Raw genomic sequence first — 24,258 nt, forward strand, 5'->3', positions numbered from 1 at the left:
TACTCAAAACATCAAAACACCTTCGGGATCATATGAGGTTTTAGTTCCAAAATGTTCAATTTTCGTATTATATTTAGCACCCAAATTATAAAAACGCAGGCTATCCTTCGTCAGGTCAGCAATCTTAAGGAGCTCATTTTGTAAAAAAGCATAGTCATGTGGTTCTACCAAACATTCAAACACCGAATTCTGTACCCGCTGCCCATACTTCAAACACATTTTAGCAATCTTGTTAAGTCTTCTCCTGCCAGCGGCATCCTGAGTATTAACATCATATGTTACCAATATCAGCATAGCATTTTATCCTCACTTCCACAAATAGCTCGGATATTCATCTATATCTCCGCGTATATATCTGGCTAAAAGCTGCGCCTGAACAAAAGGCACTAATCCCCATGGTATTTTTTCTTGCAAAAATGGATGCATAATTACGTCTTGCTTACGTTTTTGCCAAGCTTCAAAAAATGTCTTTCGTCCATCGTCATTTAATAATACACTGCCGTTTTCCTGATTATTAAATGATTTTTCATTAATCACACGATTATTAATCAACGTAAGCACAAATCTATCTGCTATAATGCTGCGAAACTCTTCCATCAAATCAAGAGCTAAAGACAAGCGTCCCGGTCTATCCCGATGCATGAAACCAATATACGGATCCAAGCCGGCTCCTTCAAGTGCTGCAGCACAATCGTTAGCCAAAATAGTATATGCAAAGGATAATAGAGCATTTACAGGATCGGTCGGAGGCCTTTTATTTCTATTAGTAAATCTAAAATAAGCCTTATTTTGCAATACAAGCTCATTAAACTGAGCAAAATACAAGCTGGCAGCATCGCCCTCCAATCCTCTCAGTACAGCTAAATCGGTACATTTTCTGGAAAGCCTTGTTAAACGCATAATTTCATGGCTGGCTTGTTCAATATTAGCTACATCAACAGTTAAAGCATGGTCACGTTTGGCACGCTCCAAAACGCTACGAGAATTATACAGTTTGCCAACAATAAAATTACGCGCTATTTTACAGCTAAGCTCCTCTGAATCCGAAATCCGATACTGTTCTTTGCGTAACAATACATTGCTGTTATTATGCCCCATAACTCGCGCCAGAAATCTTCCGCTTGGTTTATAAAAACACACGGCTATCCCATGCTCAGCACATTTTCCCAATAACGCCGGACTCGCTCCCATATAGCCAAAATATAAAATCTGCTCAAACATACGCAACGGTAATTTTTTTATTGCAGTACCATTCCTGTTTATTACCACGTTTTCATTGTCCAGCGATAAATAAACATCTTCGCTTGTCACAAATAAAGTATTCAGTAAATGTCTCATAATGCATCCTCATTTAAAAATTTTGCATAATAATCCGCTACAACTGTCTTCCTGCATATAACCGGCAAACAAATATCCTTTAAAGAACATAAGCTACAGCCTTTTTTAGGCTTAACATTCGGTGTATAGCCCTGTCTATAATAGTTATGCATTTCGCGCAACATAGATTCTACATTTTCACGCATAGAAGCAGTAAAAGCAATCTCTTCTCGACGATGTGTTTCATTATAATATAACGCACCTTTAGGTATATCAACATGCAGCATTTCTTCCAAACACATAGCCTGACAGCATAATTGTAATCTGTCAGCATCAATCAGCTTACTCTTTCCGCGCTTATACTCTATGGGATAAGGGTGCCACAATCCTTCACGTCCATATAAAGTGCATCCGTTTTCAGTCTTACTGAATTCGACAACATCACATTGTCCGGAAACGCCTAATCTTCTTGAAAAGATACTCAAGGAACGTGTAATTAACAGATTACCGCGTTTTTCTATAAAGCCATCATCATGACAACGTTCATGGATTATGTTACCCTCAATTGTTCTTACATTTTCCTGCCATTGATTTTCTATATGAATCAACGCCCATTGTCGACGGCAAAAGCAAAAATGCTGAATACCTGATAATTGTAAGAATTCATCTTCACAATATTCCATAAGAATTCTCCTTTCCCTATTAGCTAATCAGAATACGTCATTTGTGTTAACAAAACCGAAAATCCAACCGTGTTCCGTATTTCAATCCACGCTCCCTCACGGGAGCGACTTGGCGAGCGTTTTGGCAAGCTCGTTGTTATCGAGATTTCAATCCACGCTCCCTCACGGGAGCGACTGACGGTCAGCGTCTGCACCATTGTTGTGCCGGTATTTCAATCCACGCTCCCTCACGGGAGCGACTTGAGAGCTTCCAACTTTTGGGCAAAGCAAGCCATTTCAATCCACGCTCCCTCACGGGAGCGACGGGGATAAAGATACCTTCCTGCCCTAAGGCTTCTATTTCAATCCACGCTCCCTCACGGGAGCGACGGCAGGTTTATCGATGTTAACGACTCGCAACTGCCATTTCAATCCACGCTCCCTCACGGGAGCGACCTTTGATATCCACGTCTTTAGCACCCAGATAAGTATTTCAATCCACGCTCCCTCGCGGGAGCGACGATGTTGCTCAATCTCCATAGGCATACCCCACATATTTCAATCCACGCTCCCTCGCGGGAGCGGGTACTGTCAATAGTTTTGCGCAAATTTCTTCAGACATCCTAGCAGAAGTTTAGTTATATAAGTTTAACGGTTAGTGCACTTCACCGTTAAATATCAACTAGCTTCTGCTTTAGATACCTTTGCTTATTAAGTTAGCTGTTTTTAAGATATTTTTGCTTCACAATACAGTTCTTCGGCAAGCATATCTGTTAGATGTTTCATGTTCAAGTAACGTTTTTTGCCCCAATCATTGCTGGCTATATAACGCAATCTTGCACATACAAGCATCAATGCTGATTCACCATCAGGAAACGTGCCAATCACTCTTGTGCGACGCTTTATTTCTCTGTTTACACGTTCAATAACGTTATTGGTACGTATACGTAGCCAATGCTCTGACGGAAAATCCATATAGGTCAAGGTTTCCTCTAAACCATTTTCTAGTTTGTCTGCAGCCTTGTTAAGTTTCATCTCACGTAATCTGGAAATTACTGATTTTGCCTTTTCTTTAGCTGCTGCTTTATTCTCCTGAGCATGAATTGCTTTGAGCATCTTGGCAACTTCCTTGACAGTTTTACGTGGTACTACAGAGAATATATTACGGTACATATGCACCGTGCAGCGTTTGTATCTGGCATTTGGAAACACTTCACCTATGCTTTCTACCATGCCTAAATTTTTATCGCCAATTATAAGTTTTACGCCATCTAAGCCACGGCTTTTCAGCCATACAAAGAAATTTTTCCAGCTTTCAGTATCTTCTTTGAGGCCCTCGGCTGTACCTATAACTTCTCTGTATCCGTCTTCTGTGACGCCAATAGCAACTAATACAGAGGCGTTTTCAAAGGAACCTCCCCAACATCTTTTTAGAAAAATACCGTCTACAAAGACATAGGGGTACTTTTCTGTAAGCTTCCTGGAGCGCCATTCTTCAATTTGAGAAAAGCATTTTTGATTCAGATTGCTAATGGTTCCGGCTGAAACCTTCTGTCCCCAGAGAATCTCTGTAATACTTTCAACACGACGCATAGAAACGCCGGCAAGATACATTTCTACCAAGGCTTCTTCTACGGAGCATTCACGTCTTTGGTAGCGCTGAATAATAGCAGACTCAAAAGTAAGACCTTTTAATTTAGGCACTTTTAAAGTAACGTCACCAGCTTGAGTAGAGAATGATCTTTCGTAATGACCGGCGCGATAACCTTTTCTTGTTTGCTCACGTGCGTAGCGTTCAGCTTGTACAAGTTTGTCAGCTTCTGCATCCAAAAGAGCATTGAGAGTTTCTTCTACACTATTTTTTACAATAGTTTTCAATTCGTTGTGGATAAATTGCTCGTTTAATTGTATAATGTTACCAGACATAGATTCTACCTTCTTTCATGTTTTGTGTGGTAACTTAATTGTAAGCAAAGGTAGTCTCTATGTCTATCTTTTTGAATTGAATTTGCGCAACTTATTATACGTTATCCGGGAGCGACTATCTGACAGCCACCGAGCTGCTGAGTATCGTAGAATTTCAATCCACGCTCCCTCGCGGGAGCGACGTGTCGGTCACATCGACAAACATCATTGCAGGAATTTCAATCCACGCTCCCTCGCGGGAGCGACCGGAGATAGCCGGGCAGATCATGACGGACGAATATATTTCAATCCACGCTCCCTCGCGGGAGCGACTTTTAGGGCAGATTGTTGGTGTAAGCCGCCAACTATTTCAATCCACGCTCCCTCGCGGGAGCGACGTGAGAGCACTGTAATTTGGGACGAGGACTCCGCAATTTCAATCCACGCTCCCTCGCGGGAGCGACCCAATGGCGCTCCCATGCATCACCGAAGATACGATTTCAATCCACGCTCCCTCGCGGGAGCGACTGCGTGGGCAAAAGCTGAAAATGTTAAAGTGTGGATTTCAATCCACGCTCCCTCGCGGGAGCGACAGTTAGGAGGTGTAGAAAATGCATGAGGATATGCAGATTTCAATCCACGCTCCCTCGCGGGAGCGACGGCACGGCCAAGAGTATTCCATGGCAAGCCGTCATCAATTTCAATCCACGCTCCCTCGCGGGAGCGACTTTAATAAAATTAAGGAGTTTATATTATGGCTCATTTCAATCCACGCTCCCTCGCGGGAGCGACGAGAGTGCTCGTTATGTTGCTAAATACTCCCTAAAATTTCAATCCACGCTCCCTCGCGGGAGCGACCTGCTTGAGCTTAACGTCACTTTTCTGGATGGCCAATTTCAATCCACGCTCCCTCGCGGGAGCGACGCGTTTCTCCTGCCCAGCTTAATGACATAATCGGCATTTCAATCCACGCTCCCTCGCGGGAGCGACTCCAAAAACACATCGTTTGTCACAAACCCAGCCTCATTTCAATCCACGCTCCCTCGCGGGAGCGACAACTTGTTTGATTATGATGACAAGGCACGTGATAATTTCAATCCACGCTCCCTCGCGGGAGCGACTGTAACAATGCTGGTAATGTTGTCAGCGTTGGCTTATTTCAATCCACGCTCCCTCGCGGGAGCGACATGGATGTCGGGGATGCTTATCTTAATTTGAGAATTTCAATCCACGCTCCCTCGCGGGAGCGACTTTCTGCTTCTGCTCGTATTGGTCGACGGTCTGATTTCAATCCACGCTCCCTCGCGGGAGCGACCCATTCTTGGCGTTATAATTGCCGCCGCTCTCTTATTTCAATCCACGCTCCCTCGCGGGAGCGACGTAATTGTAAAATCAGTAAAGCGCCAGTCGGTGTCTATTTCAATCCACGCTCCCTCGCGGGAGCGACAGCTCATATTGCTAAAAGGTTATGGAATAGCGGTATTTCAATCCACGCTCCCTCGCGGGAGCGACATGGATGTCGGGGATGCTTATCTTAATTTGAGAATTTCAATCCACGCTCCCTCGCGGGAGCGACTTTCTGCTTCTGCTCGTATTGGTCGACGGTCTGATTTCAATCCACGCTCCCTCGCGGGAGCGACCCATTCTTGGCGTTATAATTGCCGCCGCTCTCTTATTTCAATCCACGCTCCCTCGCGGGAGCGACGTAATTGTAAAATCAGTAAAGCGCCAGTCGGTGTCTATTTCAATCCACGCTCCCTCGCGGGAGCGACAGCTCATATTGCTAAAAGGTTATGGAATAGCGGTATTTCAATCCACGCTCCCTCGCGGGAGCGACCCTTACGCTGCCATATACACGTTCTGTCATCGCCATTTCAATCCACGCTCCCTCGCGGGAGCGACAGCCGATGAGCTTTTGAGAGCTATTCCCGGCGGCATTTCAATCCACGCTCCCTCGCGGGAGCGACATAAACGGCGAAATTATCCCTATCGCATTATAAATATTTCAATCCACGCTCCCTCGCGGGAGCGACGATTTGCCAGGCCAATATCCTTTTAACCAGGTTATTTCAATCCACGCTCCCTCGCGGGAGCGACGACGGCCGCGGCCAGCTCGGGATAACCGACAAATGTATTTCAATCCACGCTCCCTTGCGGGAGCGACAGCGGCGCTCGACTGTGATGCCACAGCCCGCGGATATTTCAATCCACGCTCCCGGTGTATTCCGTATGGTGCAGCAGGGCAATGATTTATTTCAATCCACGCTCCCTCGCGGGAGCGACTTCGGGCAGCGATGCATATTACAATCAGACGCAGCAATTTCAATCCACGCTCCCTCGCGGGAGCGACATGCGGCCATGTGGACGGATGAGCCCTTGACTGATTTCAATCCACGCTCCCTCGCGGGAGCGACTTATCAACAAAACTGTACTGGAGCAAGAGTTAGAATTTCAATCCACGCTCCCTCGCGGGAGCGACTCAGATACACTAGCTTTAGCAAATAAGAAATAATTTTTCAATCCACGCTCCCTCGCGGGAGCGACCCGCAGCACCGAAGTCTTTGATGGCGAGGATACCGTTTTCAATCCACGCTCCCTCGCGGGAGCGACGCTTCTGCTACTGTCTATGGTATCCAACTGCTCCTTTTTCAATCCACGCTCCCTCGCGGGAGCGACGCGCACTGAGACCACACAGATATGTGTTGTCTTAATTTTCAATCCACGCTCCCTCGCGGGAGCGACATTTTAACTATTCCTCCTTGATTATTAAAAAAGGTTTTCAATCCACGCTCCCTCGCGGGAGCGACCCGGCACGCCTAGCCAGCTTGTAATAGCCGGGTTGTTTTCAATCCACGCTCCCTCGCGGGAGCGACCATACGGCACACTTTCTAAAGAGCGTGTTGCAAATGCTTTTTCAATCCACGCTCCCTCGCGGGAGCGACTTAGCACAGTCATTTTGGCATAGCCAAAATTTAATTTTCAATCCACGCTCCCTCGCGGGAGCGAGCCTAACTCTACCGCGGTCAGATAATCTTTTTTCATTTTCAATCCACGCTCCCTCGCGGGAGCGACTTATCCAAACGGCAGCCTAAACACTGGCCACATGTTTTCAATCCACGCTCCCTCGCGGGAGCGACTTTTCCTTATCTGCAATGATTTGTACTGGCGGTGTTTTCAATCCACGCTCCCTCGCGGGAGCGACTCAAATGCAAAATTTTAAACTGCTTGCGGCTCACTTTTCAATCCACGCTCCCTCGCGGGAGCGACATACTGTCTTTTTTGTAAGCGTCCTCGCTGCTTTTTTCAATCCACGCTCCCTCGCGGGAGCGACGCATCAAAACAAATTACTTCTCTATTCATTTAAATCAAGCATTTTTTGCGAACTAGCTCAACTCAAATACTCAAAAATTTATTTTGATGTGAGAAAACTTATAGTTTCCCATTCTAGCTTAAGTTGCGAACCTAAGTTAAATTTTATGTTCCATATAACTTCGCACAGGATAATTCTGCACTATTTTTACTCATGCCAATCAATATGCAAATAGCGGTTCTTTAATTCGTTATTTCCGTTATATAGTAAATTCTCAAAGAATTTCTCTAAATACACCGTAGTAGCGTGAACTCCATTTTGTAAATCATTATAGTTTGCTCTAACCAAAGCATTACGGAAATACCAGGAATCCTTAGCAAAAGCTTCATTACCTATGGAATATCCTAAAGAATTCAAATACTTTATGATAAAAACAGCAGTTGAGCGAGTGTTTCCTTCGCAAAAAGGATGTATCTGCCATATATCACAAGTAAATTTTGCTATATGCTTAACGATTTCACTCTCGCTAAGATTTCTATAAGAAAATCTCTTTTCAGTATTAAAATCATAGTCGAGTGTCATAGAAATGCTATCATAGGATGCGTAAAAAACACTTTTTCCATTCAAAACCCATTCATTTTTACTAATATTATAGGTTCTGACCTCTCCGGCATGAGCAAATACATTCGCAAAAAGGTTTTTATGTATGGAAATCCAATAAGCAGGAGAAAAGCTAAATGTTTTTTCTCCCAATATTGCAGTAATCCTACCTGCTACAACATCCGCTTCTTTCGTTCCAGCTTCAATAGCTTTCCTATCGTTGCATTCCTCATAATAACTACTGATTTTATCATTAGCTTCACTAATAGTGATTTTGCCTTCAATATTCTCTTTAGCCGTTTCCAGTAAGTAATCAGAAGTAGAAAGGCCATCTACTGCCTGTAAGCCAATTGCGGTCTGCCAGGCAACTGTTTTTTCTTCCAGCTTGGGTTCACCCAAACGAATATATTCATTTAAGTCTTGATACCAATCTTTCTGCATATTACATTCCTTCTTTAACTTCGGGAACAAGACCATTCAATTCATCGACAACAATATCATAATCATCTGCAGACAGTGCCTCTGCAATACCTTCCTTAAGCTTTACTTTAACAGAACGATGAACCTTAGCAGAAGAGTACTGCCCTTCCTTGCAATTATGCTTCCACCAATACAACTTAACAACTTCCATAGAGCCATCCGGACGAGCCGAAGAAGCATCATTTTCAAACAGAGTTAATAAACATTTTTTGACAACTTCAGCATCTTCATCTGTAAAACCAGTTTTCGTTGCAAGCTGAACATTAATGGCACCCTTAATTTCATACATACCAAACTTTATCATGTGCTTCATGCCCATTGTATCAGAAGATTTTCCTTCTTTGCCATCTTTATTTTCGCCATTGACACTTTTGGTAATTTGATAAGAGCATACTTCAACGGGATCAATGCTTACTGCCTGATGAATCGAGATAGGTCCTCTTACACCTACTGAAACACCTGCTGCTTCTTTATCTTTTTTATTATTAAATGCGAATACCTGTCCAAAACTACGCACATCAAGCCAAGTTTCACATGTCCAGGCAGCATACTGCTCCGGACTAACTTTGTCACCTTTCTTTACTTTCTTATCGCTCTTATCTTCTGCTAAATGTTTTTCTTCAAGCTTTTTAGCAATAAGTGCCGATGCACGATCACTTAAAGAAGTAAAGCCATCATCGCTGCGATCATTAGACTGGACAAAAATAGGATATCCCAAATCCTGCATACGGTTACGAATTTTACGTTTAATACATTCAGCTGTAATTTCACCATAGCTGCCATAATCAATACGCGGGCGATTACCATTCAGCGGATCACCATTGGGATTTGCCATTTTTACACTTACCAATAATACAAAGTCAATTTTGTTGCTTAATTCTGCCATTTTACTTATCCTCCTCTTGTTTGTCTTTTTTAGATATATATAAATCATTGCGCTGATCATAATAACCCATCAAATAACAGGGTTCCAGACTTTTATTGCGGATTTTATCAGCTGTTTCACCTATTTTTCCCATAATTTCGCCAATAAGGCCCAAATAGAAGTTTTTTCTTGTGTCCGGCAAATATTTCAAATAAGGTCTTAAAGCACCATTAATATTCGCTGCACCACTTTCCGGCTTAGCACAATAAAAATTCCACAATTTATCAGCATGAGTTTCCCTGATATCATTATCAGTATAGCCGTACCGGCTCTTCATTGCATCAATCTCTAGCTTTTCAAATACAGCTAATAATCTGCCATATAAATAATCACGATTCAACTTATTTTTATCAAGGCTCATATTCCATTCCTCCTTTTGGGCCTTATCATTATAATACTTTCTTATGACCGCACAAGCTACAGAAAGTATCTTTTCACGATTTTTCTTATTATAGCTTTTGGGCATTGAAGCCTTGGCAGTTAATGCCATTACTATATCATAAGGTATAGGTAGTTTCTCAATAAGACACTTAAACAGCCTCTGCATATGTTGTTTTAAAAGCTTATCATCAACTTCAACTTTGCTGTTATCATCATTGCCCCTCTGAACACCGAAAGCAAAACGCACTATATCATACAACAACGGTGATTGGATATTTTGATAAAAATACCAATAACAGCTATTATACCAGCTATTAATTCTTTCAAAAAAATCAGATGCCTTTAATTCATTATAATATACCAATGATAATCGTCCGGTTGTTGCTGCATCAAAAGCTGCAATAATTACATCCTCTTCATTAGGTAAATCATTTTTAAATCCTGCCAAGGTATTATTTAATTCCTTGCGATAATCCGAAGGAACAAAAATTGTTTTCTTTTTATCGCCAAATATACTCTTATTAAACTTTGGTACAGGTTTTCCTTTAGGATTCCAACACAAAAAAGTTCTATCAGATACGCAAAAGCTAGTTTCGGAATTATTGGCCAACCACTGCAAAATTACAAACACTTTCTGAAAGGTTGAATATCCTACACTGCTTGCTTGTTCGGCATCAGTAAAGCGTCCACGAAAAACAAAATTTGCAGTATCATTAGAAGAAATCAATTTAGCATTTGCCTGCATATTTACAATTCCTTTAGGAACCATAGGTGCAAGAATTTCTTGTTCTCCAGAAATCATACAAAGATCCATAATGAATTTCTCATTATTTTGCATCTGAGTGTCATAATAAGAAGCCCATTTTTGGAATAGCTGTTTATCACGCCAACATTCTTCTACGTCTGTTCCCAAAACACGCCAACGCACCATGCATTGCAATGGTTCTACACCATTAATTTTTTTGTCAGCTATTTTGTTATTTTTATCCAATTCCAAAAGTTGTTCTCTTACTAAATCCTTGACAATCGTTTCACCATCAAGATACTTTTTTATAGCACTTAGTTTTATATCGCCATATTCTGATGATGCTTCCCAATTTGCTAACAAATTCATATATTCCTGATGCTTGTTGTTTTCTGTAGGAATCAGATAATCTAATTTATCGCTTAATGGATGCGCTGCCGGATTCTTGCCGGAACGACTACCGGATTCTATTGTTACAGGAATAATAGTTGGCTGCTCAAAAGGCACATTAGGATCTTTACTTTTTTTATCCAATGCTCTTGCACTTACAAATTCGCCATTTAAATTAATGCTTGCTTCAATTTGTACATTTTTCAAAATATGAGAGATTGGTAACAAAGGCGATTTGCCGGCTTCAATCATTCCTACTAATGACTTATGGTATTCATATGTCTCATAGGCTTTATTAAACAAACTCATCTATTGTTCCTCCTTCCTCATGTTCGAACTCATCTAAACCACTAAAATTCTTCTTATCTTCAAAAATTTTCATTTTCATCGGATGAATTTTCTTAGTAGCAGTACACTCTTGGGGACGTATGAAATCAATAACACCCTTTTTCATAACTGGTCGCCAAAAACGTACAGTCATGCAATCCTTAGTTTCGGGAGAATAAAATTCATCCGGATAAGTAATACCATGATACATAACACCAAAAGCCAATTCATTAACATCATCATAGGCCCCAGAACCTTCACCAAATTTACAAGGCTCTACATAAGCCTGACATTCGCGTGTTCCCAAAAAAACATCTCGGCGGCCGCCTTTCAATATCATCCGTTTTGCAATATTATGGTGTTTATTCTCATTTCGGTCACCTTCCAACTCAGGTCGGTTCTTATTCCATTCAAAATGCGCCTGGACTTGATACCGGCAATTTTTCAGGTATGTATAATATGCCAAATCATTTCCATTACCAGTGTATTTAATTGGACGGACGCCTTTAACCTCTGTTTGAATCTGATTCATTACACGCACCTTGTCAATGTACCAAATGATGGTCGGCTTCCAATACACCGACATTAAAATACCTTTTAATGCTTCATATGTAGGCACCTGATAAGAACACTTCTCACCACCTACACGCATGATTGGATCACTAAAAAGTGCATAATTACCATAAACCTCAAATTCGACATTATTAGAATGCATATGACACCTCCATTGCTTAATAAAAAACTCCTTCGCCACCTATAGCATCTAAATTTAAACCAAGCTTATCATCATAGTAAGCAGAATCATTCAAGATATAGATGCCAAAGCAATCATTATATATTACTGCTGCATCTTTCTTTAAAATATCTATCTGATATTGATAACATGTAACAGTATATCCGGTTGCTTGCTTTATAGCTTCTTCCGCATACGCCAGATTATACATAGCTTTCTCAGAATTCAACTCGCTAATAACATCTTGCCCCTTCCCATAAGGCACTATCATTTCAACGGTATTATTATCAAAAACATTAAAATACTTTCCTGCTGTCTTTAACTGTTGCGCCAAAAAGTAACCATCTGCAACATCATGTTGATTTAACAATCCGTATAAAGACTTATGTAAATTAGGTACAAAAAAATCTTGCTCACCCTTGTTCATCATAGAGTATAGCTTTTTATAATAAAAGGAAATAGCTACATCGGAGTTCAAGCTAGTATAATGTTTTTTTATTTTAACTTCCTGTAATAAACTTTCAGTAGCTCTTTTAGCAGTTTCAATCTCTTTAAGCCGATGAAGTTTCTCTCCCAATAAATTTACAATGTAAACCGACTCTAATTTATTTTCGCCATTTCTATTGCATCTTCCTGCTGCCTGAACAATACTATCCATTCCAGCCTGTAATCTAATAACACAGTTAAAAGAAATATCCACACCAGCCTCAATTACTTGAGTTGCAACGCAAACTATTTGTTTAGGATCTGGTAAACTCAAATCAATTTTCATTGACTCTACTATCATTTTTCTATGCTTTGTACACATCGAAGCAGATAGATGATACATTGGAATCACGCCGTTTACTTCAGCCTGTAAACTCTCAAATAACTCTTTAGCCTCTCGTTTTGTATTGCATACAACTAGAAGGCTTTTTTTGCTCCTTATTATTTCTAAAGCAAAATCAGATAACTCTTCCATGCTCATAGAACCCTTGTCAACTAATTCCACACGTTCAAAAACCTTTAAAGTTTCAGAGGGCAACGTAATCAAGTCACTAACCTCGCTTAATAATTTGTGCTCAGCATTTTCAAAGGAAGGCTGTGTAGCAGAACACAAAATAACAGTTGCATGACATTTTTTCACAAGGAAATTTATCGTTAAATTAAACAGCGCGAGCATTGTATTTGGCAAAGACTGCACCTCATCAAAAACAATTACACTATTACACAGAGATGCAAAACGTCTGACTGAACTGGTTTTTCCTAAAAACATAGTATTTAGAAGTTGCACTAATGTTGTTATCACAATAGGATTATCCCAGGACTGTATAAGCAGCTCTCTCTTATTTAATTCCTCGACATCACTGTTTTCATCATCAATGACATTAGAATGATGCTCTAAAAGAATACTATCATCCTGTACTGCTTTTCTTATTTCCTGTGCATTTTGTTCAATGATGGACAGTAAAGGCATGACAAAAAACATTCTTTTTTTATGATATTTTTTTGCGTGTTCCAAGGAATAACGCAATGAACTTAAAGTTTTGCCACCACCAGTCGGAACATTTAACCTGTATACTCCTTCAGGTTTTTGCGCGGCAACAGCACATGCAGCAGAAATCGCCTTACGTGCTAAATCTATATCCCGTTCTGTCTTAAAATTTTCAATATAAGAATTAAAATTCGCTAAAATCCTACTCCAATCTAAGTCTAACTGCTTAGTTACCTCATTTTTTTCAAATTCCATAGTATCTTTTCTATCAGCATCTATAACTGCCGATGTCAGTAAACGACACACCAATGAATAATAAAACGGAATTTCAGGTTCTTTATAATTCTCTGTGCTATCTATACTAACTATTATATCAGCAAGATTTTTTATTTCATCTGTTGCCTCCAGAAGCAATTTTTCAATTTCATCCTCACTGGCACATTCATTATAGAAGTTTTCTATAGCCTCCTCAGAATCAATGTTTTCTTTTTCTAATCTGTAAGCAAAGGCACTTTCATCCTTATCTTTTATACAGTCAAATAAGCCGTGATGTGCTCCGATTGCATAAGCTATCAATTCAATAGTTAAATCTTGGAAGTCATTTGCACCAACATATTTAGCATGTTTCGCTAAAATCAGCTTTACACCTGCAAAAGTATGATTAACAGTACCACGCTTAACTTCTTTTTCATTGACAACTGCATCTTCAATATACTGCTTAAATCTGAACGTATGTTTGCCGCAATCATGTAATAAGCCTGCAAGATAAGCAGTCTTTTCTAAGCCTACTGCCTTTAATGCTTCACTAGCATATTTTGCTGTATTACGGCAATGCTCAGCAACAGATTGAAATGAATAAGTTACTTTACCATCACAAGATATTTCTTTTCTTATATGCGCCGGATACATACTGAACACCTCACTTTTTGCTTTCAATTATATTTTAATGTTTAAAGAATCAATTGTCAAGGATTATTATTTCTGCTAAGCACGCAAAATTACCTTGTCTTCTGAAGATTGTTATTGTACAATGAAAGAGTCATATACTTTCGGTATATGTGGATTGAAAAAATTATATTTTTATGTATGTAAATAGAGATACTAAAATGTATCTCTATTTTACATTTCTGCTAATTTATCTTTAGTGTATCACACTACAAAGACAGTTTTTGTCTATATTGAAAAAGTCACTTGCTACCTTGAAAAAAATTTAGGAATTTGCACAAAAGTCCAGTCTATTAATTTTTTTAAATTACAGACTGGACTTTTCTGATTCCACAAGGAATACCTATATTGTATATTCTTTTATTATAAAAATTCTCCCCCCTACCTCACACGTATACGCCTGCCCTCGCCGTTCGCCAAAAAAATCTCGCCCAGCTGCAATCTGCCGTCCACAATCTTAAAGACATCGCTTTCAAACGTGCCCACCTTGGTTTCAATCTCCACATTACTGAACGCCAGCTCGCCGCTCTGGTCGCTGAAGCTGCCACGCAGGCTCAAAAACGGCACCAGCATATATGTTCCCTTGCCCGTAGAAAAGCTGCCGTATACCAAATTATTGCCATGCGGTCCCTCATTGCGGAACTTAATCTTCAAGGCTACGCTCGTATTTATCTTGCTGCTTTTGGCAGCCAGCGAAGCCATCAGATTCTTGCCGTCAACATCGATTTTGTAATAGCGATTATCAAAATGATACAAGCCTATCGCATCAAAGGTACCGCCGAAAATGCTGCCAGTCACATCCTGAAAGGTTATCAGCGCATTTTCATAATGATAGGTACCATTGATATTCGTAAAATACAAATCGTTCAGATGCAGCTCCTTCAGCGCCAGCGCACCATCAATCACAGGTTTTTTCAGGCTGCCGGTCATCTGCCCAGTCACCGTCATCGCATCCTTAACATTTTTCATGCCCAGCGAATCCGGAATAACATCATACAGGCAGATATTGATATTCGTCTTCTGCTCCCCCTTCAGGTCGCAGGTGCCGTCAATATTCAGTCCCTTGCCTGCAATGCTGCCGCCGTAGCGTCCCGCAGCTAAGTGCAGCTCCAGCCTTTGATGCTCATGTATCTGCGCCGTGCCGTCCACGTCATTCAAAATAAAGTGACGCTTTTTATATTCTGCCGACAGCACCGTATCATGCAAAATCAGCTTAATATTCGGCAGCCTGCCCTTAATCTGCAGATGACGCTTTTCCATAGGCACCTCGTCCGGCAGGATACTTTCCTCCGCCGTCTTTTTATTCTGCAGGATATCCAGGCGCATTTTATCATCAAAGCCCAAATGAATATAAGCACCGCTCAGCTCCACCTCCTGCACCGTATCAATGCCCGCTATGCGCAGGATGATGTCCTTCGGCTTGATTTTGATACGTCCCTCGGGCACATCCACCAGGCGTTCATGCTCCGGCGAATCCCAGGTCAGGTTTTTAAAATATACATTGCCCCAGATATCGGCGCGCAGCTCCTCGGCCGTCACCGTGCCTGTCAGCACCTGCTGCTTTGCCATATAATAATTAAAAAGCTCCGCCGCATGACGGCTGGCACGCTGCGCCAAAAAGAAATAGACAGCGCCGCCCACTGCCAGCAGGCAGACTACTACCATTGCCAAATGAGTTTTAGATAATCTGCGTATTGCCTGCAACATATAATCACCACTTTCGCTTATAAAACTTCCTAAGCTCAGTATATCACCACGCCGAACTGCCCGCAACTAATAGCAAAGGCACAGCAGACCTGTCACCAGCATCTGCTATGCCCCTATATCTATACATATTAAATTGTTACTTCAAGAAGTACGTTCCGTCGGCAGCCTCCGCCACAGCGGCAGCAAAAAATGCCTGCGCCAGCTCCGCCAGATACGCCGTGTCCTTAACGCCGGCCATTTCGTAGGCGGAATGCATCGCCAGCTGCGCCAGGCCGATATCCACCGATTTGATTGCTACCTGAGCGGTAGAGATATTGCCTAAGGTAGAACCGCCTGCCATATCCGAACGGTTATAGAAAAGCTGCAGCGGCACGTTCGCCTTTTTAGCCAGCAGCTGCACCAATGCGCCGGATACCGCATCCGTAGTATATTTTTGGTTAGCGCTGTATTTGACAACCACACCCTCATTAGGATAGGTCTTGTTCGTCAGGTCGTTCTTATCCGTATGATTAGGATGCACAGCATGCGCATTGTCCGCCGAAAGCATCAGGCTGTTGGCCAAGGACACCAGATAATCCTCCTCGTCCCTGCCCAATGCCATGTTGATGCGCTGCAGCGCATCCTTTAAGAAGGTCGCCGCCGCGCCCTGCTTCGTGCCGCTGCCAACCTCTTCGTTATCCAGCATGCAGAATACCGGCACACTCTCGCCTGCTTCTGCCGCCAAAAAGCCCTGCAATCCGGCAAACACGCACTGCAAATCATCCAGCCTGCCGCCGGCAACATATTCCTGATCCAGCCCGACTGTAGTCGTCGGCATTCTGTTGTACAGGAAAAGCTCCGTATCCACAATCTGCTCTGCGGTAACGCCGCAGGCCTCCGCCAACAGCTTCTGCAGGCCGTCCTTAGCCGCAGCACTGCCGATAAGCGGCAGCATATCCGTCTGCGCGTTCAGCTTTACGCCCTCGTTGGCTTCCCTGTTCATGTGGATTGCCAGATTCGGAATCATCATCAGGTCCTGCTCAACATTAACAAGACGCGCTTCCAAGCGGCCGTCAACGTTGCATAGCACACGTCCGGCAACGGAAAGCGGCCTGTCAAGCCAGGTGTTCAGCAGCATGCCGCCATACTTTTCCACATTCAGCTTCACATACTTTTTGTCTACCACAATTTCCGCATTATTCTTCAGCTTGAACGCCGGCGAATCGCAGTGGCAGGCGTAAACCTGAAAGCCCAGGTAAGCCTTTTTGGGAAGCACAAAGGCCAGCAGCGCCGAACCGTTACGGCTGACATAATATTTGCCGCCTTCCTGCAGCTGCCATCTGCTGTTTTCCTGCAGCTCGGTAAAGCCTGCAGCCGCCAGCTCCACCTTAATATTTTTCACGGCGAAAAAGCTGTTGGGCGTTTTATCCAAAAAAGCGCACAGCTTCGCATTCAGCTCCGTATAAGCCATTTCCATTTCTGTCTTTCACCTCTTGCAAAAATTCTTGGTATATTACTCTTTAAAGCGCTCACGCAGCATCTTTATTTCCGCAGCGTAGCCCGGCAGCTCGTTAGGTGTTTCCAAGTAAAACGGCAGTGTGCGCAGCGCCGGATGGTTAATCACCGCCGTCAGCGCCTCCAAGCCGATATTGCCTGCACCGATGCACGCATGCCTGTCCTTGTGGCTGCCGCAAATATTCAGGCTGTCGTTCAGATGCACAGCCTTCAAGCGCTCCAAGCCGATAATTTTATCGAACTGCGCCAGTACGCCGTCCAAATCATTAACGATATCATAGCCACCGTCAAAAATATGACAGGTATCAAGGCAGACGCCCATCTTTTCGTTAAGCTGCACCTTGCTCAAAATCGCCGCCAGCTCCTCAAAGCTGCGGCCAACCTCCGTGCCCTTGCCGGCCATCGTTTCCAATAGAACCGTGGTATGCAAATCCTTGTGCAGCACACTGTTGAGCAGCGCCGCTATTTTTTCTATGCCAACCTCAGCTCCCTGCTTCACATGGCTGCCGGGATGAAAATTATACATATTCCCCGGCACATATTCCAGCATCGCCAAATCGCCCTCCATCACCATCTGCGCAAACTCCAGCAGCTTTTCGTCTGCTGCACATGGGTTCATCGTATACGGTGCGTGTGCCAGAATGGGCGCAAAATTGTGCTCCTGCATCAACGCGTTCAGCGCCGCCGCGTCCTCCGGCTTCACAGCCTTCGCCTTGCCTCCACGCGGATTGCGCGTAAAAAACTGAAACGTATCGGCACCGATCGACAGCGCCGTCTTTCCCATCGCTAGAAAGCCCTTCGATGAGGATAAATGACAACCTATATGTAACACTTGCTCAATCTCCTTTGCTATTTTTCAACCAGCTGATAGCTTTCCGCCAACAGCTCCTGCACCAACGAAATGTCTGCATCCTTTTGCAGCATTACCGTCAGCCAATGCTTTTTGTTCATATGATACGCAGGATAAAAATGCTGCCTGTCCACCAGCTGCTCAATCTTTGCCGGTGGCAGCTTAATATTCAAAACATCAACCTTCCCCGCCTTCGCTAAGCCCAGGCTTTTATAGGGAATCGTCATAAACAAAGCGTACCATTTATTTCTCCGCGCCGTCTTAAAGGTAAAATTCTCCGGTGTTTCCGGCCACGGAGCGTCGGGTACAGTGCCGAAGCGCTGCGAGCAGTAATCCATCAGCTGCAGCTTAACATTGCTTTTAATCAGGCACTGCGTTTTTATTTCTTCCAGCAGAGCCTCTGCTTTCTCGCGCACGCTCATAACGTAACCGCTGATGTTATCGGCAACGTTAAATGGCAGGTACTCCTCATCTGTATCGCGTTCCAAAACATTTACGGATAAGGCCTTGCCTGCAAGCATAACGACAGCGTAAAACTCTGTTTCCGGCAGCGCCTTCCGCAGTGTCAGCCCTGCGCCCTCCCGCACAAAACCGTAGGCCAGCGCTTTTTCTATGTCAACATCATATTGCTCTAAAATCGGATAAAGCATTTCCGTTCTCTCCTGCAAATAAAATTATATGCACCACCGGTATAATCGCCTAAGCAATCAGAACTCCTGCACAACCTCAAAGCGGTACTTTTGCTTAATCGCAGGATATTTTTCGCGGTCCACCTCGCTCATAAACATAGCGTAAGGACGGGCGCAAATTTTGAACGGAGCATACAGCGCCTGATACACCACCAGCTTTTCGCCGGTCTCCGTGTGCTCGGCAAAGGCCAGTATTTTATATAAGTATTCCGTCGTAGGATTTTCGACAGTTTCTCTTTTAAAATGGCGCACAATGTCGCCCATATGCATTTCTCTAGTCATAGTATTAACCTCCGTATTTTGTTTATATAACTCAAACTTCGCACACGGAAAACATCCCGTATGCCTTGATAAATCAGCTTGAACTGAATGTCGAAAGCCATTCACGCACACTTCTGTGCACGCAGACGACTCATCCAAAGAGCGGGCAGATCGTTCAGGAATCGTTCCAAGAGCGATTCGACCAGCAAGACTTCTGACGGATATTCTGCCCGAAGCTGCTCCGCAAACTCCTGCAACACGAGGCGAAGCGCTTCCATGTACTTCAAGTCCGGAAGCTCATCAAGCCCCAGATAGAAGAGCTCGCCGAGGCTTCGCCCATCCGTGTTCTCACGTTCCTCGACAGCCAGGAGCATATATCGTGTGCAGACGACGGCGACATGCGCCGTCATCGCATCGTAGGAGACGGAACGACAATCCTTGCCGAGCCGCAGGTAGGACTTGCACGCTTTGAAGAACACCTCGATGCCCCAGCGCTTCCCGTAGAGCTGGATGACTTCTTCCTCCGAAAGCGAGAGGTCTGTCGTGACGAGGACGAGATAATCCTTCCGCTTGTTGCGGTTCCGCACGAAGACCAATCGCACAGGCACGAGGGATTCTCCCTGTTTCGTCGCGACAGCATCGACGGACAGGAGGTAACGCGAGCGTCCGCGGCGTTTCTTGTGTTCCTTGTAGATGGCCTTGACGTTCGAGATCTTCCCTTCGCAGGGGTAGCGCACCTTCTTGCTCTTCTTTGCCATAGCGGTGACGTCATAGCCGAGGTCATGGATGGCTTTCAGCGACGACGGCGAGCAGAACCATGTGTCGAAGAGGACGTACTGCGCGGGGATTCCTGTCGCCTTGACCTCCTGCAACAAATTGAGGACGACGGCTGGCGCTTCCATCTGCGCGAGCTTGCGCTGCTTTCCGCCGTTGCTTCTTGCATCGACGGATGCGCTGGCCTCATTGAGCCGGTTCTTTTCCTTCGAGGTTGAAAGAAGGCAGAACGTGAGTGGCAGGAACGTGTTCCCGTCCGTCCAGCCGAGGACGAGCAAGCGGAAGCCCTTCGTATAGCGGCGGCTCACATGGTCGTAGACGTTCGCCAAGAGTTCCACGCGCTTGGAACGCGAGCGGCTGAAGAGCGAATCGTCGACGACGATGGCACAACGCCGGCCGGCATCCGTCAGCGGCTTGATGGTTTCGTTGATGATCCGCGCCGCAAGAAGCAGCGTGAACTTGCGCCAGTTCGTGTGGCAGGAGTTCAAGAAGCGGTAAGCCGTGTCCTTGCCGAACGGCAGCGAATCCTCGTGAAGTCGGCGCTGCATATAGAGCGAGCGGTTCTCGAAGATGATGCTTACGAGCACGAGGAAAACGAGAATGGAGGAAAATCCTTTGAGCTTGCAAGCGTTGGCCGCGCGCAGAATCTGGCCGACATGATAACGACGGAAGAACGCCGAAGTTTTCTTCGAGATGGATTCCATCTGCTGGGTGGTTTGTGATATACTTTTCATAGCATGAGCCTCCGGTGCTTGGTATGTTTTTGAGCCAACATAATTATACCAAACTGGCAAGACTCATGCTATTTTTCTGTTTACAAAGCCTGGACTTTCAAGGGGTGCAGGGGATTTTTACCTGCGAAGTTTGAGTTTATATAATTATACTACAAAATACAGCTTATATGCCACGTGCTTCCGAGGTTAATAATTCTTCTAAATGTGTTTTCCAACACAAGCGGTTCAAGATAAACTAAAATCAGCATATATAACATTTAGCCGCAAATCTTTACCTTTGCCAAAGCCTCCTGAAACTTATCGCCCAGGGAATCTTATAACTAAATTATATACGATACCATGGACAGAAACTGTCATTGCTCTCATAAAAAAGCTATAGAATAAAAATTTTACATCACCTATGCTTAAATTCATCCTGAAAGCAAAAAAGAGGATAACGTACCGCGAAAGTACATTATCCTCGTGCTGTTTTATAGGTAACTAACAGCCACATCCCTATTCTTATATTACAGCCTCATACAAGTTCCTAAAAGTTTAGCAACAACTTCACTCCGTAAAAAAAGATTACGCCGCCGCAGACAATATTCACCCTGCGTAAAAATACTGTATCAAGCCTGTCTCGAAAAACCAAAATCAACAGCGTCAAACCTTTGTGGTTTGTCTGTTATAAATTACTCTTTTCTAAGTTCATACCGTGTGGTACGACTTCCACCAATCTGTTTGATTTGACCACTATCTACCATTGCTTTCAGAATACGACCAGCCGTAGACTGACTAACCTCCAACAGTGTCTGTGTTTCTTTTCTGGTAATCATCAGGTGCTCCCTTAAAAATTGCAGAACTTTTTCCTCATTTGAATCCAAGTCCAGAGCTGCCGCATTTTCAAATTTCTTATGTGCTTCTGCTGCTTTCGGAGTGAAATTCACATTAGGAAGAATGATTTTAAAAGCGTTGTTAGTTGTCTTGATCTTCGGTTGCACCAGAGCATTTGCATAAGCTCCCATGATTTTCTTCATGCCGGTGCCATATGCTTCAATCAGCTGCAAGCGGTAAAAAACATTAGCAAGGTGTGGATTTCTGCAAACAGAAACACCCATCATCAAATCGTCAAGTTCCAAACCGGGAAGCAGCCCGCCGATGGACACGAATTCAATCCGATCATCGTATATGCTGATCAAGGTGCTGGCTCGGAAAGAATAATCTCGGTGTACTAGCGTGTTCAGCAATGCCTCGCGGACGGCGACCTCCGGGTAGTCCCGTGTATCAATCCGCAAAAGCTTCCGAAATGTCGCATGTGTCTGATTGTGGAAATCAATATAGTCGTAGACCTCATTGAGTTGCTGCATCAGAGAGCCGGAAAACTCCCGGCGATCCTTAAATACATTCTGATTGATTCCTTCAAACACGGCCGCCTTGATTGTGTGGGGACACTGCTCAGACAGGAGCAACCCTAAATTCGTATAAATGCCATCTGCGGAAACGATTTTCAAAGTCTGCATTTGCGGCTGTCCAAATACAACATTGCGTTTTTCAAATTCCTTTTTTGTTGCCTCAAAGGTCAATGCCTGATTGATAGACCGCATATTCTCAAAGCTATCTCCATCGGTTTCCTTGATCATCTGCCGAATAGCCGTATCTGTTGCCGGTACAGAAGAATATCCCTGCCGCACATAGACACCCTCAGGCCGCAGTCCTTTCTTTGCCAGATAATAGGGACGGTTTGTGCCGCGCTGAATGTTGACGGCCACAACTGCTTTTCCATCACATTCTAGCGTTTCATAGTGAATGAACATAGTAACATCCGGCTTTACGGCATCCCGTACCATATTGGAAATCTGCAAGGCACATTTATCCGCATTTTCAATTCCCAACACTGTGCCATCGTCTGCCACACCTACATAAATCGTGCCTCCGTCACAGTTGGCAAAAGCAATAATCTCTTTTTTGATATCATCCATCACGATAGACTTTAATTCAACCGTTTCTGTTTCCCGGAATCTCATTCTGCTCACTCCTCAGTTCTATTCTACCCATATTCTAACCATTCTAATCGTCATTGTCAATCATATTGGTTAGAATAATGAGTAGCAAGGGCATCAACAAGAGCAGCATGTGTCCTAAATTATATATATTATTCGGGACACTTGGCACAAATTATCAGCTGCAAGCGAAAAAAGACTGACGCGCACCTTTTTCCACGATCACCTCATTATTATATGTTATACTTTGTTCATCGGTTGAACACCGACATGTTCCAAAAATCAAGCCTACTGAATTACTGACCATATAATCCAGTAGGCTTTTTTTATGCTTTAAAAATTTTTATTTATCAATCTGCTCTTATCTATATATATTTCTCCGTTAACCGCATTTTGAAAAGCGCTGTTATCAGGATTAACAAATCTGCCCATCTGCTTTAACATCCTCGCATTTCACGTTACTTCTATAATAGAATTATAGCACAAATGACTACTGCAGTAAATAATAAACAGCATTGGAAATTATCTATTCTATCCCGACACTCATGCATATAAAATCATTTTCAAACAAAAACAGAGAATAGTGCTGTTATACACTATCCTCTGCTTTTTATTCCACCAATCAAATGTCACGATTGGACTACTTCTGGTGGAGATGAGGGGAGTCGAACCCCTGTCCGAAAATATTGCCATACAACTTTCTCCGAGCGCAGACGTCATACTTTGTTTCGCGCTGCGATTGCCTGACGACGGGCCTTCACATTGCTATCCTAAAGAGGTTCCCTTAAAGCCTATAGGAATCAGCCTTAAGGTATCCCACTATTGACTGTCATTCCTCACCCGCGGGAGGAGGCTCAGAGACAGTTAGCAGATTAAGCTGCTAAAGCGTATTCTTGTTCAGCGTTTATATTTAAACGTGCCCACCGATTATCGTGCAGATGGAACCACGGCTCGCTTATCATACCGCACCTACCCCCGTCGAAACCAGTACATCCCCAAATTGGAATATATCGGTGAAAGAGCCGATACGCTACAATGATATTTTACTATGCTTTAGTCAAAAAGTCAAATGACTGTGCATGAAGAATTTGTGAATTCACCCGTCTATCAGCGATTCCTGTCCTTCAGTGCGCGCTCCATCTCACGCTTAGCGTCGCGCTTGGCCATGTCCTGACGCTTATCGTACAGCTTCTTGCCTACTGCCAGCGCCAGCTCCATCTTCACCAGACCACGCTTAAAGTACAGCTTGAGCGGTACAAGCGCATAGCCCTTTTCCTTCACCTTGCCGATGAGCTTGTTAATCTCCGCACGGTGCAGCAAAAGGCGGCGGCTGCGCAGCGGATCATGGTTAAAGATGTTGCCATGGTCGTAGGGGCTGATGTGCAGATTATACACAAAGACCTCCGCCTGACGTGTTACCTGCGCATAGCTGTCCTTCATGTTCGCCTTGCCCGCACGCAGGGACTTTACCTCCGTACCGGTCAGCGCAATGCCTGCCTCAAAGGTTTCGTAAATGGTAAAGTCATGGCGTGCCTTACGATTTTCTGCTATAATTTTAATCTTTTGTTCTGCCATA

The 24,258-nt window shown here is 43.6% G+C and carries 16 protein-coding genes, 1 other RNA gene, 1 pseudogene and 3 CRISPR repeat arrays; all 18 genes and pseudogenes read right to left on the minus strand.

Annotated features, from left to right (window positions below; genetic code table 11):
- Nucleotides 1-3 precede the first annotated feature (3 nt).
- Complete coding sequence (cas2, locus tag M5E81_RS07800) at nucleotides 4-294, minus strand: CRISPR-associated endonuclease Cas2 (RefSeq protein ID WP_210684751.1); 291 nt, start codon at nucleotides 292-294, stop codon at nucleotides 4-6.
- A 12-nt stretch (nucleotides 295-306) separates the two neighbouring features.
- Nucleotides 307-1,338, minus strand: coding sequence for a type I-C CRISPR-associated endonuclease Cas1c (gene cas1c, locus M5E81_RS07805; protein WP_249747215.1), 1,032 nt, complete (start codon nucleotides 1,336-1,338; stop codon nucleotides 307-309).
- The gene (gene cas4, locus M5E81_RS07810) at nucleotides 1,335-2,000 is read right to left on the minus strand and encodes a CRISPR-associated protein Cas4 (protein WP_249747216.1); all 666 of its coding nucleotides are present in this window, start codon (nucleotides 1,998-2,000) and stop codon (nucleotides 1,335-1,337) included. The genes cas1c and cas4 overlap by 4 nt, the downstream gene beginning before the upstream one ends.
- A 78-nt stretch (nucleotides 2,001-2,078) precedes the next feature.
- Nucleotides 2,079-2,565: direct repeats of the CRISPR family, unit length 31 nt; unit sequence ATTTCAATCCACGCTCCCTCACGGGAGCGAC.
- 140 nt (nucleotides 2,566-2,705) lie between these two features.
- Complete coding sequence (locus tag M5E81_RS07815; RefSeq protein WP_249747217.1) at nucleotides 2,706-3,905, minus strand: IS256 family transposase; 1,200 nt, start codon at nucleotides 3,903-3,905, stop codon at nucleotides 2,706-2,708.
- Between the two features lie 151 nt (nucleotides 3,906-4,056).
- Nucleotides 4,057-6,049: a CRISPR direct-repeat array (repeat unit 31 nt; unit sequence ATTTCAATCCACGCTCCCTCGCGGGAGCGAC).
- Between the two features lie 87 nt (nucleotides 6,050-6,136).
- A CRISPR array of direct repeats spans nucleotides 6,137-7,215; the repeat unit is 31 nt; unit sequence ATTTCAATCCACGCTCCCTCGCGGGAGCGAC.
- Nucleotides 7,216-7,401: 186 nt separating this feature from the next.
- The gene (locus M5E81_RS07820; protein WP_249747218.1) at nucleotides 7,402-8,235 is read right to left on the minus strand and encodes a Fic family protein; all 834 of its coding nucleotides are present in this window, start codon (nucleotides 8,233-8,235) and stop codon (nucleotides 7,402-7,404) included.
- Nucleotide 8,236: 1 nt separating this feature from the next.
- Nucleotides 8,237-9,160: a type I-C CRISPR-associated protein Cas7/Csd2 gene (gene cas7c, locus M5E81_RS07825; RefSeq protein ID WP_249747219.1), complete on the minus strand. Its 924-nt coding sequence runs from the start codon at nucleotides 9,158-9,160 to the stop codon at nucleotides 8,237-8,239.
- Nucleotide 9,161: 1 nt separating this feature from the next.
- Nucleotides 9,162-11,024 carry a type I-C CRISPR-associated protein Cas8c/Csd1 gene (cas8c, locus tag M5E81_RS07830; RefSeq protein ID WP_249747220.1) on the minus strand — a complete coding sequence of 621 codons (1,863 nt, stop codon included), beginning with the start codon at nucleotides 11,022-11,024 and terminating at the stop codon, nucleotides 9,162-9,164.
- Nucleotides 11,011-11,757: a type I-C CRISPR-associated protein Cas5c gene (gene cas5c / locus M5E81_RS07835; RefSeq protein WP_249747221.1), complete on the minus strand. Its 747-nt coding sequence runs from the start codon at nucleotides 11,755-11,757 to the stop codon at nucleotides 11,011-11,013. Before cas5c ends, cas8c begins: the two co-directional genes overlap by 14 nt.
- Before the next feature lie 16 nt (nucleotides 11,758-11,773).
- Nucleotides 11,774-14,158, minus strand: coding sequence for a CRISPR-associated helicase Cas3' (gene cas3 / locus M5E81_RS07840; protein WP_249747222.1), 2,385 nt, complete (start codon nucleotides 14,156-14,158; stop codon nucleotides 11,774-11,776).
- A gap of 417 nt (nucleotides 14,159-14,575) precedes the next feature.
- Nucleotides 14,576-15,901, minus strand: coding sequence for an AsmA family protein (locus tag M5E81_RS07845; RefSeq protein WP_249747223.1), 1,326 nt, complete (start codon nucleotides 15,899-15,901; stop codon nucleotides 14,576-14,578).
- 136 nt (nucleotides 15,902-16,037) lie between these two features.
- Nucleotides 16,038-17,357, minus strand: a complete 1,320-nt coding sequence (locus M5E81_RS07850; protein ID WP_249747224.1) for a M18 family aminopeptidase — start codon at nucleotides 17,355-17,357, stop codon at nucleotides 16,038-16,040.
- Between the two features lie 36 nt (nucleotides 17,358-17,393).
- Nucleotides 17,394-18,227 (minus strand): deoxyribonuclease IV, encoded by an 834-nt coding sequence (locus tag M5E81_RS07855; protein WP_249747225.1) that lies wholly within the window; start codon nucleotides 18,225-18,227, stop codon nucleotides 17,394-17,396.
- A 17-nt stretch (nucleotides 18,228-18,244) separates the two neighbouring features.
- Nucleotides 18,245-18,895, minus strand: a complete 651-nt coding sequence (locus tag M5E81_RS07860) for an MmcQ/YjbR family DNA-binding protein (RefSeq protein WP_249747226.1) — start codon at nucleotides 18,893-18,895, stop codon at nucleotides 18,245-18,247.
- Nucleotides 18,896-18,952: 57 nt separating this feature from the next.
- Nucleotides 18,953-19,201, minus strand: a pseudogene (locus M5E81_RS07865) (DUF1653 domain-containing protein); the annotation flags it as partial.
- Nucleotides 19,202-19,317: 116 nt separating this feature from the next.
- On the minus strand, nucleotides 19,318-20,703 hold the full coding sequence (locus M5E81_RS07870; protein WP_249747014.1) for an IS4 family transposase: 1,386 nt from the start codon (nucleotides 20,701-20,703) through the stop codon (nucleotides 19,318-19,320).
- A gap of 671 nt (nucleotides 20,704-21,374) precedes the next feature.
- Nucleotides 21,375-22,706 (minus strand): RNA-binding domain-containing protein, encoded by a 1,332-nt coding sequence (locus tag M5E81_RS07875; RefSeq protein ID WP_009146153.1) that lies wholly within the window; start codon nucleotides 22,704-22,706, stop codon nucleotides 21,375-21,377.
- 623 nt (nucleotides 22,707-23,329) lie between these two features.
- Nucleotides 23,330-23,679: a transfer-messenger RNA gene (gene ssrA, locus M5E81_RS07880) on the minus strand.
- A 110-nt stretch (nucleotides 23,680-23,789) separates the two neighbouring features.
- Nucleotides 23,790-24,257 (minus strand): SsrA-binding protein SmpB, encoded by a 468-nt coding sequence (gene smpB, locus M5E81_RS07885; RefSeq protein ID WP_249747227.1) that lies wholly within the window; start codon nucleotides 24,255-24,257, stop codon nucleotides 23,790-23,792.
- Between the last annotated feature and the right edge of the window lies 1 nt (nucleotide 24,258).

Source organism: Phascolarctobacterium succinatutens, from assembly GCF_023497905.1.
Taxonomy (GTDB): Bacteria; Bacillota; Negativicutes; order Acidaminococcales; family Acidaminococcaceae; genus Phascolarctobacterium_A; species Phascolarctobacterium_A succinatutens.

What these genes read in the sequence shown, in the direction of transcription:
- cas8c (WP_249747220.1), bottom strand. Translation starts at nt 11,024, where the DNA reads ATGAGTTTGTTTAATAAAGCCTATGAGACATATGAATACCATAAGTCA.
- cas3 (WP_249747222.1), bottom strand. Translation starts at nt 14,158, where the DNA reads ATGTATCCGGCGCATATAAGAAAAGAAATATCTTGTGATGGTAAAGTA.
- M5E81_RS07875 (WP_009146153.1), bottom strand. Translation starts at nt 22,706, where the DNA reads ATGAGATTCCGGGAAACAGAAACGGTTGAATTAAAGTCTATCGTGATG.
- M5E81_RS07870 (WP_249747014.1), bottom strand. Translation starts at nt 20,703, where the DNA reads ATGAAAAGTATATCACAAACCACCCAGCAGATGGAATCCATCTCGAAG.
- cas1c (WP_249747215.1), bottom strand. Translation starts at nt 1,338, where the DNA reads ATGAGACATTTACTGAATACTTTATTTGTGACAAGCGAAGATGTTTAT.
- cas2 (WP_210684751.1), bottom strand. Translation starts at nt 294, where the DNA reads ATGCTGATATTGGTAACATATGATGTTAATACTCAGGATGCCGCTGGC.
- cas4 (WP_249747216.1), bottom strand. Translation starts at nt 2,000, where the DNA reads ATGGAATATTGTGAAGATGAATTCTTACAATTATCAGGTATTCAGCAT.
- M5E81_RS07815 (WP_249747217.1), bottom strand. Translation starts at nt 3,905, where the DNA reads ATGTCTGGTAACATTATACAATTAAACGAGCAATTTATCCACAACGAA.
- cas5c (WP_249747221.1), bottom strand. Translation starts at nt 11,757, where the DNA reads ATGCATTCTAATAATGTCGAATTTGAGGTTTATGGTAATTATGCACTT.
- M5E81_RS07820 (WP_249747218.1), bottom strand. Translation starts at nt 8,235, where the DNA reads ATGCAGAAAGATTGGTATCAAGACTTAAATGAATATATTCGTTTGGGT.
- M5E81_RS07860 (WP_249747226.1), bottom strand. Translation starts at nt 18,895, where the DNA reads ATGCTTTATCCGATTTTAGAGCAATATGATGTTGACATAGAAAAAGCG.
- M5E81_RS07850 (WP_249747224.1), bottom strand. Translation starts at nt 17,357, where the DNA reads ATGGAAATGGCTTATACGGAGCTGAATGCGAAGCTGTGCGCTTTTTTG.
- cas7c (WP_249747219.1), bottom strand. Translation starts at nt 9,160, where the DNA reads ATGGCAGAATTAAGCAACAAAATTGACTTTGTATTATTGGTAAGTGTA.
- M5E81_RS07845 (WP_249747223.1), bottom strand. Translation starts at nt 15,901, where the DNA reads ATGTTGCAGGCAATACGCAGATTATCTAAAACTCATTTGGCAATGGTA.
- smpB (WP_249747227.1), bottom strand. Translation starts at nt 24,257, where the DNA reads ATGGCAGAACAAAAGATTAAAATTATAGCAGAAAATCGTAAGGCACGC.